The following is a 15,048-nucleotide window of genomic DNA, read 5'->3' as shown; positions in this document are numbered from 1 at the left end:
CGGCCGCGCCGCCGGCCACTACCTGATCGCGACCACCATCGCGTCGTTGATCGAACGCCACGCCACGCCTCCAAGGACCCGGCCTCCGTCGAACGCGAGCTGTGCCAGGCCCCCGGATGCTCCTCGCAGGGGAGGCGTGGATACCGCCGGGCCGCGAGCGGCGGCCGGCTCGGGCTTTCGCGGAGGCGCGGGATTCGACGGACTGCCTGCGCAATGCCCAACCGTCCCCGCCGCGGTGCCGGTTGTCCGGATGGCTCGAGGGGTTATCAGGTCTGCGGAGTCGAGTGACTAGCGTTTACGCCCCCGCGCCGGCTTCTTCCTCGCGGGGATCGGTTTCCGCGCGGGACGCGGTCGTTTCCCCGCGGATTGCGGCTTGCGCGGTTCTGGTTCGGTGCCTTTCCCGGCGGGGGATCGGGAGCTGTGTTCGGAACGGCCGCGCACCACGCCGATGAACTCCTCGACCAGGCCGGTGGTCCGGGTCGACGGCCAGACCAGGGCGATTTCGGTGTCGTCGGTATCGGTCACGGTGCGGTAGACGATGTCGCGCCGGTGGTGCAGGCGGGCGATCGAATGGGGCACGATGGCGACCCCGACTCCGGCGGCGACGAGTTCGATGGTGGCTTTGACGGCGTCGATATCGCCGGCGTCCTGTAGGCGCTCGCCCGCGAGATCGGCCATGCCGACCTCCTCGAATAGTGAGATCTCGTTGTCCTTGGATACCACGACGACGGGCAACTCACGGTAGAGCGGGATCGCGTGCATGCCGTCACGCTCGATCGGCAAGCGGACGAAGCACATATCGACGCGGCCCTCGCGCAGCGCCGACTCCTGGTCGGCCTGGGCGAGGGCGACCAGCTCGAGCGGGGTATCCGGGAACCGCCGGCCCCATATCCGCTCCCACTTGGTGACGGTGACACCGGGCACGAACCCGATCCGCAGCGTGGCGGGAACCGCGACCGCCGTGGTGCCGGTCTCGTTCTCGGTACGAGCGATGATGTCGCGCGCCTCCCGCAGTAACTCCCGTCCCGCGTCGGTCAGCCGGGTCGGCTGGGCGCCGGGCACGAACAGCTTCGTACCGAGCTCGGTCTCCAGGTCGATGACCGTGTGGCTGAGTTTCTGGCGCGAGATGTGCAATGCCTTCGCGGCGCGTGCGAAGTGCAGTTCCTCCGCGACTGCGGCGAACCAGCGCAGCTGCTGCACATCGATCGAGGGGAACCGGCTCATACCGGCAAGCGTATGGCACCGCGAAGTCCGGACCGCCTCGGCGGCCCGATACGCTGTTGCGGTGAGCCCGGACCAGAAATCGCAGATGATGAAGCCGCTGACCGCGGCGAACAAGCTCGGCATCTATCTGCCGGCGGCTCCCGAAGAGTTCCGGAACCACCCGATTTCCCGAAATGAGCTGGACGAGCTCCGGGCGAACCCGCCGCAGTGGCTCGCCGAGCTGCGCCGTACCGGACCGTTCCCGCGCGATATCGTGGCCCGTAAGCTCGGTGTCTCCAACAGTGGCCTGACCCGGGCCGGAGTGTCCGACGCGCTCACCGCCGACGAGATCGCCGCGTTCCTCGCGGATCCGCCGGAGTGGCTGATCCGCGAACGCGAAAGCTATGCCGTCGTGCGTGCCGAGGAGGAACGGGTCCAGGCCAAGGAAGCCGAACGCCGGGCAGCGACCAACCGCGCGGCGAAGGGCTACTGATCGTTCCGAGTCGACCGAACTCGGGGGGCAGTCCTCGCCGCGGCGCCGGTGAGCCGGCCGGGCATTCCCTTGGTGCATGCTCGCCGACCGTCTCGGGGCGCCTTCCATTGCGAGTCGGGATTCGCTGTCGGGATGGCGGTCGACTCCGGGTGAACGCGCCGCCGCGCTCGTAGCGGTCCAGGGCAGTGGCGACGAGCGGCCGGTCGAGCGGTGATCGTGCGGCGGCGAGACGACGCACCACTGGGAAGTATCGGCCTGTGGTTGAAGGACATCGACGAAGGCCGTGCCTCGCTCGGCTACTGGGTGTGGGCTCTGCCCGTGGGCACGGCGTCGCCGCGCATGCGCTGACGGCAATGGCTACCTGGGCGCTGGAGGAACTGCACATCCCACGGCTCCAGCTCTATGTCGAACCTTGGAACCGCGCATCGATCCGCACTGCGGAGCGAGCCGGTTTCGTACGCGAAGGGCTCCTCAGATCGTGGCAGAAGGTCGGCGAACGACGCCGCGATATGTTCATGTACGCGCGCCTGGCAACGGAAGCTCCGCCGAGGTGGATCGGCCCGGCAACGGTTAACGCTCAACGGTCACTCGGGGCTCATGCGTGTGTCCCGGCGCATCGGGACCGGGCCGTCGGCGGTCGAGGATGATTGTCGGCACCGTGGCCGATCCCCCGGCGCCGGAGTACCCGCCATGCGGTCGACCTCCGGCCCGTCGACCGGGTGGTCCGTGAGGCGCTGCGGCACCGGCCGGTCTCCTGGATGGTCAGCCGTTCTGTCCCGTATCCCGCCGAGTTCGGGGGGATGGGCTTCCGGGCCGGCGACCTGCTGTCCGTCAGCCCCTACCTGCTCCACCACGACAGAGAGCACTGGGCCGGACCGGAGACCTTCCAACCGGACCGCTGGATTCGACCGGACGGCCACGGCCCCTTCGTACCCTTCAGTTCCGGCCCCTTCACCTGCGCCGGCGCCGCGGTCGCCCACGATCTGGTCACCGATGCGGCCACCATACTCACCGAGAACGCCTGTCTGCGCGTTATCGGCGGCGGTGACACCCGCCCGATCGTGACCAACGCCGCGATCCCCAGGCCGTTCACCCTGCGGCGTATCCCCGCACACCCCGTCCGCGCCCGACCGAGCCCCGGGAAGGAGGTGACATCATGATCAAGGCATTGCGGTTCATCTTCACCAACAGGCCGACCCGTTCCTGGAACCCCGCTGAATATGGATGATCCGGTGGATAGGGATGATCTCGCTACCGGCTGGATGGCTCGAATACCGTGCGCAAAGGTACGAGAGCCACCCGGTCGGCGACTCACCGTGATCCGATGCCCGGGTGGCGGTGATAAAACAGGCCTCCTGTGCCACGGTATGGTGCATGATCCGGCGGCGCCGACCATCGCTCATGGGCCGCCGATCGACACCACGCAACTCCCGGTATTCACGGTCGAATCGACCGATCCGGAGAGGAATGCATGGATCTCCACGGCGGTGGCCGGTAAGTCGCCGGAGTACGTGCGGCATACCTGTGGAATCACCTGCGGGCGAAGACGAAACCGTGCGTTGCAGATCGAATACGGCGGTGATCAATGCCGGGCGGTCGGTTCGGATCGGGCGTCTTCCTCGAGTAGTCTCGCCTCGGGCGTTCCGGTGGCGTCGGCAGAGGTGCTTCCGGGCGCCACATCCGCCCGCCCATATGGAGTGACACAGTTGTTTTCACCGACGCCCGATGCTCAGTCCGCCACACTTCCACTCGTCCACGGATCACCACAGAGCACTGACGGGCCTCGGGTTCCGTTCTACGCCGAGGAGATCGCCCAGGAGCCGCACCGCGCCTATCGCGAAATGCGCCGCCGATACGGTGCGTTGGTGCCGGTCGAGTTGGCTCCCGGCGTCCCGGCGACACTCGTGGTCGGCTATCACACTGCTGTGCGCATCCTCAACGATCCTGAGCACTTCCCGGCGGATTCCCGTATCTGGCAGCGAGATATCCCGCGCGATTGCCCCGTGCTCCCCCTACTGGAATGGCGCCCGTCGGCAGTCCGTAACTCCGGCTCCGTGCACGCCCGTTACCGGCAGGCAACCGTCGGCGGGGTGAACGGGGTCGATCTCTACTCGCTGCACAGCCGAGTGGAAAAGATCGCCGTGCCGCTCATCAACGCCTTCTGCACCACCGGTTCGGCGGAACTCATCGAGCAGTACGCGTTCCCGCTGACCTTCGCGCTCCTCAACGACATACTGGGCTGTCCGGCCGAAATCAGTCAACGCGCGGCGGCCGGAATGGCGACAATGATCGAGGGATCGACAGCGGCCGCCGCCGAAGGCAACGCCATGCTGGAACAGGCCATGGCCGATCTGGTGGGCCTCAAGAAGTCCGAACCCGGTCAGGACATCGTCACCCGGATGGTGCACGACTCGGCGAACCTCGACGACGAGGAGATGCTGCACAACGTTTACAGCTTCTTCGGAGCGGGAATCGAACCGCTGCAGAACCTGATCGTCAATTCGCTGCGGCTGATTCTCACCGATGAGCGTTTCGCCGGCGGCATCCTCGGCGGGAGCCTGTCGACCCGGGACGCCGTGGACGAGGTGCTGTTCACCGACCCGCCGGTGGCGAATTACGCGGTCTCCTTCCCCCGGCAGCCGGTGCTGATCGACGGCGTCTGGCTGCCTGCCCATCAGCCGGTGATGATCAGCCTCGCCGCGTGCAACAATGATCCGGCCATCGATACCGGGGTGTATACCGACAACCGTGCCCATCTCGCCTGGAGTATCGGAGCGCATATGTGCCCGGCGAAAGAGGTGGCCTACCTGGTGGCGCAGGAGGCCATCGATCAACTGCTCGACGCTCTGCCCGAACTGCGCCTCGCCGTGCCGGCCGAGGAACTCACCTGGCGCCCCGGGCCTTTCCAGCGTGCGCTGACCGCACTGCCGGTGGAGTTTCCCGAATCCGCGCCGCTCACAATTTAGTCGACGAACCGATGCGATGTTCCGGGCGCTCGCCGTCGGCGCCTTTCCGTGTACGCGGCACCCGGGGTAGCTGCCGACGGAGTTCCGCCTGCCCGTGAGCACGGACGGCCGGTGCGAACGCCGGTCCGGCATGGAGACCGTTTCCCGGATATCCGCCGGGACCGGTGGTCGAAGTGGACTCTGCGATCATCCGGCCGCACAGATGTCGGTGGCGGGCTCTCCCGAAAGCGCCGCGGCCGCGAACCGCTGCGCGTCGGCCAGTGAGCCGGGGACAGTCGCGCGGTGGTCCTGGCCGTCGTAGACCCGGTAGTCGACCGTCGTCCCCTTGCCGCACAGCGCGTCGACGAGTGCGTCCGTACTCGGCTCGGTCACCAGCGTGTCCGCGCTGCCCTGGGCGATCAGCACCGGCACCTCGGGAACGGTGACCGACGGGTCTTGTTCTTCCAGATACCGGGTCAGGGGGCCGAAGTCGGCATCGGGTGCGAAGATCTCGGTGGCCGGTATCGGCGGAACTTCGCGGATCTGCGCCACACAACCGGTGCGCGCCGCCTGCAGCATCGGCCGGGCGGCCGGTGTGAACAGCTTGTCCGGGTCGATAGCCGGTTGGGCGACGTGCGCGCCCAGCACGATGAGCGGCAGGAATGCCGCGGCGGCCGTGGCGCCGGGCCGGCCGCTGTCGACGAATTCGACCATCCGGCTGAGGCCGATACCACCCGGCGCGATGGCGACGGCACCTTTCAGCGAGAGCTCCGGTTGCCGGGCCGCGGCGTACTGGGCGGTGAACAGCGCGGCCTGGCCGCCCTGACTGTGCCCGGCGGCGACCCAGTCCGTGCCGATCGAATCGTTGAGCGAGCGAGCCGCCTGCACGATATCGGTCACAGTGTTCGCTTCGCTGACCCCGTTGATGTACGGATGTCCGCCGGGGGTTCCCAGGCCCTGGTAGTCGGTTTGGACAACGACGTATCCACGCTGGATCCAGGTGTCGAGAACCTGGGTCACCGGACCGATGTAGTCGTGGGCCGGACCGTTGTCGGTATCCCGTGAGGGCGCGCAGGGATCGGCATACCCCGTTGTTCCGTGCGCCCAACTGATCACCGGCCATCCGTCGGAGGGCGGGGCCGACCGGGGTACGGCGACGGTACCCGTCACGACGATCGGCCGGCCGTGCGCGTCGTGGGAGGTGTAGGTGATCAGATCCGTTCTCGCGGCACTCGGTAGCGCCGCCACGGTGGTCAGTGGTCGGGCGCCGAGCAGCGTCCCGCCGGGAACCGGAGGGCCGGCCGGGGCGACGCCGACTCCGCCGCCGGCGACGATGATCAGCACCGCGCTGACGACTACGACGGTCGCTGTGGACAGCCGCGGGATCGAGCGGTGAATGAACAAGATTGACCTCCGGAATCGGAATCCTGACGGGATAAGCGCCGGGAACTGGGCCGTCCTCGGCGGGTGATCGTGTCCTCGGGACGGGATCACCGGGTGGATTCGGACCTGTCCGTACCGGCCGGCGGGGTGCGGTACCGAGATCGTTGGGCAGCCGCTGGTCCGGGCAGCTGCCGCGCGGCGATTCGCGCCGTCGGCGGTCGAACCGGTGCGATCGGTGAAACCGTCCAACATCCGACCACACTTTCCGGCATCGGATCCCGGTCGAATATTCGACCGCGTCGGTAGATTGTGTTGGCGGTCACGGTACAGCGGTCGAGTGCGCCGGTCAACCTCCGATCGTCGATCACCCTGCGGACGGTGCGTTCCACTGCGGGAGGTCGGTTGTCGCCCGGTGCCGGTCGGGCGAGAGGGCTGCGCGACGAGAGCCCGTCGGCCGTCCGCGGCGGCGGTCCGGCGAACCACCGCATGTTCCGCGATTCATGATTCGGCTGCGGCGATGAGGTCTACCCGTGGGGGTTGCGGCCGCCGAGTTCGATGGTGAGCGTGTCCGCCGCGGCTTTCAGAGCGGACCCGCGTTCGGTGATCTCGGCTACCGTGAGATCGGTCTGCAGATTGATGACCAGCAGTAACTCTTGATCGCCCGACCTGTCGAAGGTGGGTGCCGCGATGACCCCGACCCGATGAGTCGAATCCGCGCCGCCGGCCTGCAATTCGTCGTGCAGCAGTACACGGCGGCGTCCCATGCCCGCCAATAGTTCGGTGATCAGGCCGCGCAGATCGGGGGAGAGGTCACGGGCAGTGGTGCTTCCCAGTATCCGGTAGACCCGTTCGAGTGTGGGTGACAGGCGCTCGACGAGGTACCCGACGGTGTGGCATTCGACCGCCATGCGCCGGAGATCGCCGAGGTCGACCCCGGCCATCCACGTATGCTCCGCCCGTACCAGCTGTTCGAGTGCTTCGTCGGATTGCCACAGCAAGTACATCAGCGCGGTCGGCAGGGCGACCGGGAAGATCTGTCCCACGTCGACGGGTGGACGCGGCCCCGGCGGTGCCGCGACCTCGAGCACCATGAATTCGTCGCCCACTCGACTCGAGGCGACGCACAGAGCGTCGAACCGGCGGCTGAGCGACGCCAGCCGCTCGGACACCGCCGGCTCCGGCGCGAAATCGCGTTGCGCCGCCCGGCCCGCGGTGACCATCGCCGGACCCAGCCGATAGGTCTTCGTGTCGGGGTCGCAGCGGAGGTAGCCGCGAGCGGTGAGTTCGGTGAGAATCCCCAGGCAGGTCGGCTTGCTGATCCCGCAGCGCCGCGCCACTTCGGACAGGCCCGGCTGCACACCCCGGTGCCGCACCAGGAAATCCATGATGTCGATCACGCGCGTGGTCGGCGGCGAGGCGCTTTGGTCGCGCTTCGCCGCATCCACCGAACGATCAGCCATCGACCAACCCTAGGTGAGTCGCCCTGTGTAGCGTCCAGGGCCCGCGCCCATGTGGATCTTTCCGGTGGCCTGAGTCGCCGCTATAATTAGAATTCATTTCAGTTTTTCTGCCTGCTCAACGCAGAGGCCGGGTTGGTTGGAGGCTCGATGACGATCGTTGATACGGGTTCGGTGTCTCCGATACAGAATCCGCGGCATGATCTGCCGCCGTCGATGGTGGAACGTATGACGCTGATCCTCGACGCGTTCGACAGCCCTACGGCGCGCTTGCCACTCGAAGAAGTCGTATCCCGGACCCTGCTGCCGCGCTCGACCGTGCACCGGATCCTCGATCAACTCGTCCGCTCGCACTGGGTCGAACACACCTCGTTCGGATACCGGCTCGGACGGCGGGCACTCGGACTCGGTGGCGGCAGCGGCGGCCATGCCCAGGTCCGTGCCGCCGCCGCGCCGCTGCTACACGAGCTGCATATGCGTACCGCGATGGTGGTGCATCTCTCGGTGCTCGACGGTGGCGAGACCGTCTACCTGGACAAGGTCGGCGGCCGGTTCGCGGCTTCTCTCCCGTCGCGGGTGGGTGGCCGTGGCCCGGCCTACTCCACTGCGGGTGGTAAATCGATGCTGGCCTGGATGGACCCGGAAAATGTCGACGCCCTCTATCGGCGTCGGTTGAACCGGTGCACCGAACGCACCATCGCCGATCTGGTGACCCTGCATCAGGAACTCGATCGAATCCGTCAGCGCAACGGTGTGGCGTTCGAACGCGGTGAATCGGTGCGTGGCATCTCATGTGTCGGTGTGGCGGTCCGCGGGCTCGACGGCCCCGCGGCCGGCATCTCGCTGTGCGGTGACGCCGGCACCGCACAGCTCGAGCGGGTCGCCCCACTGGTCGCCCACGCGGCCCGGGAGGTGTCGCGGACCCTGTATCCCGAATCCGGTGCGCCACGCCGCGGCCGTAAACCTGTGCCACAGCCGGAAACCAGCTGGTCCGCCGAGGCGCTCGACCGCTTGTTGGCGGTTCAATCCGGACAGTGGCTCTAGGGCGCGCGGCGCCTACCGCGGACTCCGGACCGCCGATCGCCCCCGGTTCGTCCGGACTCTTCGCGGAGATGATGACCGGACCGCGGTACCGACCTGCCGGGTCCCGCTGGACGAGACCTGGCCGGGCATCCCGGCGGGCACCTCCACATACCATCGCCGCGACCGGCCGAATCCTCAGGAGTTCCCGATGACCGATCATGTCCGGCACGCGGTGCGCGAGCTGTTACCGGTGTTCGCCGCGCGGGCGCGGCAGGTCGACGAATCGGGACACGTCCCCCGCCGGACCATCGATGAATTGCGGAGCACGGGTGTCCTGGCGATGTTGCAGCCCGGACGCTACGGCGGGGCCGAGGGCGATCCGGTGGAGTTCTACCGGATCGTGCGCGAAGTCTCCGGGGCGTGTGGTTCCACCGGATGGCTGACGGCGGTGCTGGGTGCGCATCTGTGGCATCTGGCGCTGTTCGACCAGCGTGCCCAGGACGAGGTCTGGGGTGCCGACAGCTCGGTGCCGGTGTCCTCGGCGTACGCGCCGACGGGGCAGCTGGTGGCGGTGGACGGCGGGTACGAGCTCACCGGCCACTGGAAGTTCTCGTCGGGTTGCGACCACCCGTCGTGGGCGTTGCTCGGGGGGTTGCTCTTCGGAGCCGAAGGCCGGCCGGTCGACTTCATGACCGCGCTGGTTCCGGAGCGGGACTACAGCATTCGGGATGTCTGGGACGTGGTGGGAATGCGCGGTACGGCGAGCAAGGCGATCACGGTGGACAGAGCGTTCGTTCCGGAGCATCGGGTCGTGCGCAACTACGAGACCGCCCAGCTGCGCGGACCGGGTCAGAAGGTCAACACGGGTCCGCTCTATCGGTTGCCGTTCGCCACGATCTTCACCTACGCCGTCACGGTCCCGATCGTGGGTATTGTCGCCGGCTGCTACGGATCGTATCTGGGCGAGATGCGGGAACGAGTACGGCTCAGCCTCGGCGGTGGCCATTTCGCCGAAGACCCGTTCGCCCAGGTGGCTGTGGCCCGAGCCGCGTCGGAGGTCGATGCGGCCACCCTCCAGCTGGAGCGCAACCTCGGCGATCTGTGGGACCTGGCCCGCGCCGGTGCGGAGCTGCCGACGTGGATGCGCCTGCGGTCACGCCGCGATCAGGTGCGGGCCGGCGAACGCTGCCTGGAGGCAATCGATCTCCTGTTCAAGACGGCCGGGGGCAATTCACTGCACCGCGGGAACCCGATCGAGCGGGCCTGGCGGGACGCGCACGCCGGTAGTGCGCACGTCGCCAACGAGCCCGAACGCGCTCTCGCCCTGTACGGCCGGGGCGCACTGGGGCTACCGGTGGAAGACAATCTCGTCTGACCCGGTCCGTGCGGGGCCGGCCGCCCGATCAGCGCAGCTGGATCATGCCACCGTCGGCCATCACGGTCTGTCCGGTCATGTACCGGGACTCTTCCGAGGCCAGGAAGACGACGATCGGGGCGATATCGTTTTCGGGGTCCCCGATTCGTGCCAGCGGTACTTTCGATACGGCCGCGGCCGCCTGATCCGGATGTTGCGCGCCCCAGGCGGTCACTCCTTCGGTCGCGGCGAAGGGGCAGACCACGTTCACCCGGATACCGTCGGGCGCCCATTCGTTGGCCGCGACCCGGCTCACGCCGCGGATCGCCTCCTTGGCCGCCACATACGAGGTCTGCTTCGGCATCCCGTCGAGCCCCGATCCGGAAGCGAAGTTGACGACCACACCTCTCGACTTCTTCAACTCCTCGTAGCAGGCCTGCATGAGCTGCACGGTAGGGAAGAAGCCGGTACGAAACGACAGGTCGAACATTTCGGCTGTGGTGTCCACCAGCAGGGCCTGCCGGGACGCGTGCGCATTGTTGATCAGGATGTCGACAGCACCGAAAGCGGAGATCGCGGCATCGCGGATCGCGGCCGCGGCGGTGGGCTGCGAAATATCGATGGGCAGGAACCGTGACCGCGCGCCGAGTTCGGCCTCGAGCGCGGCACCGCGGTCCCGGTCGATATCGGCGAAGAGGACATTCGCTCCCTGTCGGATGAACACGGTGGTGATCGCGCGGCCGATCCCGCCGGCTCCGCCGGTGACGATCGCAACCTTGTTCTGCAGTTTCACAGCGCTCCTCTAGTAGACGGTGTCAGGAACCGATCCGCTCATATTCGCCGTCGCCTCGGGCATTCCGGCATCGTGGTCTCGATGGCCGGGATCGCGGTCCATCGGTGGAGCCCGGACGAGAGGCGTGCGCGGGTGATCGCAACCACTTCGGCGGCCGGTCGTACACGGTGATCGAGATCATCGGCGACCACTATTCGAAAACCCCCCTGTACGGAGCCCCGTTCAGCCTCGGCCGAACCCTCGGGAATCCGCAGTGGCCCTTTCCGCCGACCGGGTGGAAAGGGCCACTGCCGGTCCACACCTCGACGAGCCGGCGGCCCGGGGCCGAGCCGCTGTGACACGGCCCCGGGCGCGACGCCGGATCGGTTATGTCCCGGTGGAGGTGGTGTAGACGGTGCCGCGTCGGATCAGTAGCGAGAGAGCGACGGTGAGTACCGTGCCGACGAGCATGATCGTGACGACGGCGTCGAGACCGAACGCGGTGTTGACCCCGGCGACGGCGGTCGCCGCCAGCACCGCACCGGCGACGGAGGTACCGATGCCCTGTCCGGCGGTGCGAACGACGGCATTGAGCCCCGCGACTTCACTGGTGTTCTCCACGGCCACGGTCTCGACGATGAGGTTCTGCAGGGCGGTGTACGCGAACGAGGCCCCGACCGAGACACACACCAGCACAACGAACATCCCCAGCATCGAATGGTGGGAGAAGTAGGTGAGTACGCAACCCGCCGCATAGATCAGGCCGCCGATCAGCAGCGATATCCGGGATCCCACGGTGCGGGTGAGTCGGCCGCTGAGCGGGGTGAAGGCGAAACCGAACATCGCGCCGGCGAAGGTCAGTAGACCGGCGTCGGAGGGTGACATACCGATGCCGAACGGTGCGTCCTGCGGGGATTGCAGGATCAGCGCGTTGACCATATTGCCGATACCGAAGGGGCCCGCGGCCAGCGTCACGGTGGCGAGCATCGTCAAGGCGAGGGGGCGATCGGTGAGTATCCGGACATCGACGATCGGATCCGCCACCCGGAGTTCCCAGCGTACCCACAGCAGCAGGGCGACAGATCCGCCGAGGATCAGGCCGAGGGTTTTGCCGTCGGTCCAGCCCCAAGCGCTGACCTTGTTGATACCCAGCAGGATTGCCGCGATGGCCGGTGCGAAGACCAGGGCGCCCAGATAATCGATCTTCTGCGTCGCCCCGGTGGGGGGCCGCCAGGGCAGCACGAACAGCACCAGGGCGAGCATGCAGGCGGCGTACACCGCCGCGACGACGAAGATCATATGCCAGCTGGCGTAGTCGATCATCAGGCCGGCTATATAGGCCGCGGCGGCACCCGCGGCGATAGCCGTTCCGGAGATGACGGCCACGGCAACCGGAATCTTCGTCTTCGACAGATGTTCACGGGCCAGCCCGACACACAGGGGGAGGATGGCGCCGGCCAAGCCTTGGACGGCGCGGCCGAGGATGATGGCGCCGATACTGTCGCCGAGCGCGCTGATCAGGGAACCGACCACCGTGGCCGCGAGGATCACGACGAGAACCCGCTCGCGACCGTACATATCACCGAGACGACCGCATACGGCCGCCGCGGCCGCCGCCACCAGAAGGAACGCGGTGACCGTCCAGCCGACCGTACCGGCATCACTGCCGAAATCCCGGATGAGTGTCGGGATCGCGGCGAAGACCATCGACGATTCGAATGCGCTGATTATCTCGACGAGTACCAGAATGGTGATGATCGTCCCCGTGGAACGTTTCCTGGCGAAGCGTCCGGATGTGGGGGCCGGACCGACCGGGGCCACCGGGTCAGGGAATGTCGTCATGGAATTCCTCCAGAGAGCGTTCGTGAAACGGAGGGAAAATCCGCCACGTCGGCACAGGCTAGAGTGACGCACAGCACAGCAGGGATGTGGTCTCGTTGTGCGGGAGTCGTCGGACGGCCGGTTGATCAGCGGTGACGGCGATGCTTCCGGCCGATGACATCGCCATCGCCGAATAAGCCGGTGACGAGAGGTTTTCGAGGCTCTCGACGTGGCTGGGCCGATGATCGCCGATGAAGTCATGCGCTCCGCCGGCCCGTCGCAGCGCATGACTTCATCGTCCTGCGGCGGCCCGCGTCGGAGCGCGAAACGGCCAATTTTCGGGCCGATGACAGAATTGGCCGAACGGTTGTGAGAACAGCGTGTAATCACCCTTTCGGCGCGCGCTGTTTCTGGTGAAACGAGTCGCCAGAACTCACAACTCGGTCGCGACATCCCACGCGGAATGAATCGCGCCCTGGATGTAATCGACCTTCGCGGCGTCCCCCACCACATGGATTTCGGGAACCGTCCCCGCCAGCGCCTCGGCCAGCGGTGCTCGCGCCGAAACCTCGGAGGCGACGACCACCATATCCGCCGGTGTGGTCTGCACCCGGTCCCCGATACGAAACTCGACGTCCGATTCGGTGATCCGCAGCATCGTGGCACCGCGGTGCAGTCGCACGCCCGCCGCACTTGCGTGGCGAACGGCAGTCCACCGCCGCGGCATCGCCATCGGCACGCCGAGTTGCCGGCCTTCCTCGAGCAACGTCACGTTACGCCCACGTTCGGCCAGGAATTCCGCGAGTTCCAGTCCTACCAGGGACCCACCGATCACGACGACGTTCTTGCCGATCGGCAGATACCTGCGGGTGACGGCGCGGATCGCGGTCGGGCTCTTGGTGATACCGAAGAGTTTGCCCAGTGTGGCGATGACCCGCAGCAGTGCCGATACCCGCGCGACGTCCCCGGAACCGGTCAGCAGGGCGCGCAGGGTGTCGCCGGTGTGCACGTGCGGTAGCTCGCTACCGGGCACCGCCGGACGCCCGCGCACCGCTCCGGTGGCGACGACCACCGCGTCCGGGTTCAGCGCCCGGATCGACGATACGGTGGCTTCGGAGTTCAGGCGGATATCGATATCCGGACGGTCGACCTGAACGGTGAGCCACTTCAGCAGTCGCTGGTTGTCGGGTGTGGTGAGGCCGGAGAACCAGAGGGTGCCGCCGAGCCGATCCGACTTGTCCAGCACCGTGACCCGGTGCCCGCGTTCGGCGGCCACCCGGGCGGCCTCGAGTCCGCCCGGACCCGCGCCGACGACAACGACATGCTTGCGGGCATCGGCGCGCACCAGCGGAAGCAGCGATTCACTGCCCAGCGCGGGATTCACCGCGCACAGGGGAGTGTCGTCCCAGAAGTTCTCCTGCACGCACACATAGCAATTGATGCAGGGGCGAATCTGTTGTGGACTTCCCGCGCGCAGCTTGTTCACCAGTTCCGGGTCGGCGAGTAGCTGGCGCCCCATCGCGACGAAGTCGGCCGCGCCTTCCGCGATCGCCTTCTCACCGACCTCCGGGAGTATCCGGCCGACGGCGATCACCGGAATACGCACGGCCTTCTTCACCTCGGCCGCCAGTTCGGTATAGGCGCCGACCTCATCGGGCAGGGGGCCGTCGGTGAAATTGGAGAACGGGTTGCGCCCCCATCCGGTGATGTGGAGGGCGTCGGCGCCGGCCGCCTCGAACAGCACCGCGGCCGCCACGGCCTCCTCGGTGGTCAGCGCGCCGTCCTCGCCGAATTCACGCCCGGCGACGCGCACCAGGATCGCGAGGGAATCGCCGACCTCCGCCGCGACCGCGCGGATCACCTCCACCGCCGCTCGCGCCCGGTTCTCCAGGGATCCGCCGTATTCGTCGGTGCGCCTGTTGTCCGCCCGGCTCAGGAAGCCGCCGAGCACATAGCCGTGCGCGACGTGGATCTCGACCGCGTCCGCACCGGCGTCGCGCACCCGGGCGGCGGCCGCGGCGAAGCAGCGCACCAACCAGTCGATATCGTCCTTCGTCGCCTCATGATATGTGGCATGCCTGCCACCGGTGACGGCCCCCATCTTCTGCAGCTCATCGGGGGTGTTGTCCGCCAGTGCGGACAGATCGGCGGGCGCGCCCGGCGCCGACGGGACCAGCAGCGGCCGGCCCTGGACGGTGTCGATACGCGCGATTTTGCCGTGGTGTGTCATCTGCACGCATAGTTTGCTGCCCGCGGCGTGGACGGCGTCGGCCAGCTCTCGCAGCCCGGGGACGAAGCGGTCCTCGGAGAGACCGGGTTCCTTGGTGCTCGCGCACCCGATCGGATAGGCGACAGCGCAGGCGCCGGTGATGATCAGCCCGGTCCCGCCGGCCGCGCGGGCGGCGAAATGGTCGATATCGCCCTGCTCTATCTCGCCGTCGTCGCAGAGGTTCATATCCATCGCCGGCATGACCACGCGGTTGGTCAGGGTCATCGGACCGATGGTCCCGGGAGCGAGGAGGTGCGGAAAGGTCTGCGTGCGGGTCACGAGTAGGAAGTTAGATCGCCGAGGCAGTCACGTGACGAACCGTTCTCGA

General features: G+C 67.5%; 12 protein-coding genes and 1 pseudogene. 7 read left to right on the top strand and 6 right to left on the bottom strand.

The features are described from left to right. Positions 1 to 288: 288 nt before the first annotated feature. Entirely contained in the window at positions 289 to 1,224 is a 936-nt protein-coding gene (locus tag NGR01S_RS05525) for a LysR family transcriptional regulator (protein WP_063035092.1), read from the bottom strand. Between the two features lie 61 nt (positions 1,225 to 1,285). Between NGR01S_RS05525 and NGR01S_RS05520 the strand changes: the two genes are divergently transcribed. The 4 genes from NGR01S_RS05520 (at position 1,286) to NGR01S_RS05510 (ending at position 4,662) form a co-directional block, all read left to right on the top strand. Further along, on the top strand, positions 1,286 to 1,696 hold the full coding sequence (locus NGR01S_RS05520; protein WP_063035091.1) for a DUF5997 family protein: 411 nt from the start codon (positions 1,286 to 1,288) through the stop codon (positions 1,694 to 1,696). A gap of 185 nt (positions 1,697 to 1,881) precedes the next feature. Continuing rightward, positions 1,882 to 2,343, top strand: coding sequence for a GNAT family N-acetyltransferase (locus NGR01S_RS33130; protein ID WP_373861389.1), 462 nt, complete (start codon positions 1,882 to 1,884; stop codon positions 2,341 to 2,343). Further along, positions 2,344 to 2,856, top strand: a complete 513-nt coding sequence (locus NGR01S_RS05515) for a cytochrome P450 (protein WP_063035090.1) — start codon at positions 2,344 to 2,346, stop codon at positions 2,854 to 2,856. 705 nt (positions 2,857 to 3,561) lie between these two features. Then, on the top strand, positions 3,562 to 4,662 hold the full coding sequence (locus tag NGR01S_RS05510; protein WP_444979983.1) for a cytochrome P450 family protein: 1,101 nt from the start codon (positions 3,562 to 3,564) through the stop codon (positions 4,660 to 4,662). Positions 4,663 to 4,848: 186 nt separating this feature from the next. On the opposite strand, the gene NGR01S_RS05505 is transcribed toward NGR01S_RS05510, so the two are convergent. Further along, positions 4,849 to 6,027, bottom strand: a complete 1,179-nt coding sequence (locus NGR01S_RS05505; protein ID WP_063035178.1) for an alpha/beta hydrolase family protein — start codon at positions 6,025 to 6,027, stop codon at positions 4,849 to 4,851. A gap of 521 nt (positions 6,028 to 6,548) precedes the next feature. Continuing rightward, on the bottom strand, positions 6,549 to 7,484 hold the full coding sequence (locus NGR01S_RS05495; protein ID WP_063035088.1) for a helix-turn-helix domain-containing protein: 936 nt from the start codon (positions 7,482 to 7,484) through the stop codon (positions 6,549 to 6,551). Positions 7,485 to 7,631: 147 nt separating this feature from the next. Between NGR01S_RS05495 and NGR01S_RS05490 the strand changes: the two genes are divergently transcribed. Together NGR01S_RS05490 and hsaA are read left to right on the top strand one after the other, a co-directional pair. Continuing rightward, positions 7,632 to 8,525 carry an IclR family transcriptional regulator gene (locus NGR01S_RS05490; RefSeq protein ID WP_063035087.1) on the top strand — a complete coding sequence of 298 codons (894 nt, stop codon included), beginning with the start codon at positions 7,632 to 7,634 and terminating at the stop codon, positions 8,523 to 8,525. Between the two features lie 187 nt (positions 8,526 to 8,712). Continuing rightward, positions 8,713 to 9,879 carry a 3-hydroxy-9,10-secoandrosta-1,3,5(10)-triene-9,17-dione monooxygenase oxygenase subunit gene (gene hsaA / locus NGR01S_RS05485; protein ID WP_063035086.1) on the top strand — a complete coding sequence of 389 codons (1,167 nt, stop codon included), beginning with the start codon at positions 8,713 to 8,715 and terminating at the stop codon, positions 9,877 to 9,879. Between the two features lie 28 nt (positions 9,880 to 9,907). Here hsaA and NGR01S_RS05480 read toward each other — a convergent pair whose 3' ends face one another. Continuing rightward, a complete protein-coding gene (locus NGR01S_RS05480; RefSeq protein WP_063035085.1) occupies positions 9,908 to 10,651 on the bottom strand; it encodes an SDR family NAD(P)-dependent oxidoreductase in 744 nt (247 codons plus the stop codon). A gap of 152 nt (positions 10,652 to 10,803) precedes the next feature. Between NGR01S_RS05480 and NGR01S_RS32295 the strand changes: the two are divergent. Beyond that, a pseudogene (locus NGR01S_RS32295) lies at positions 10,804 to 10,884 on the top strand (MspA family porin); the annotation flags it as partial. Positions 10,885 to 11,017: 133 nt separating this feature from the next. Here the strand turns inward: NGR01S_RS32295 and NGR01S_RS05470 are convergent. Both NGR01S_RS05470 and NGR01S_RS05465 read right to left on the bottom strand, forming a co-directional pair. Continuing rightward, entirely contained in the window at positions 11,018 to 12,472 is a 1,455-nt protein-coding gene (locus tag NGR01S_RS05470) for an MFS transporter (protein ID WP_084480403.1), read from the bottom strand. A gap of 412 nt (positions 12,473 to 12,884) precedes the next feature. Continuing rightward, on the bottom strand, positions 12,885 to 14,999 hold the full coding sequence (locus tag NGR01S_RS05465; RefSeq protein WP_157107136.1) for an oxidoreductase: 2,115 nt from the start codon (positions 14,997 to 14,999) through the stop codon (positions 12,885 to 12,887). Positions 15,000 to 15,048 lie beyond the last annotated feature (49 nt).

The organism is Nocardia grenadensis NBRC 108939, assembly GCF_001613445.1.
In the GTDB taxonomy this organism is placed as follows: domain Bacteria; phylum Actinomycetota; class Actinomycetes; order Mycobacteriales; family Mycobacteriaceae; genus Nocardia; species Nocardia grenadensis.
This window is presented reverse-complemented; position numbering and strand designations above follow the sequence as displayed.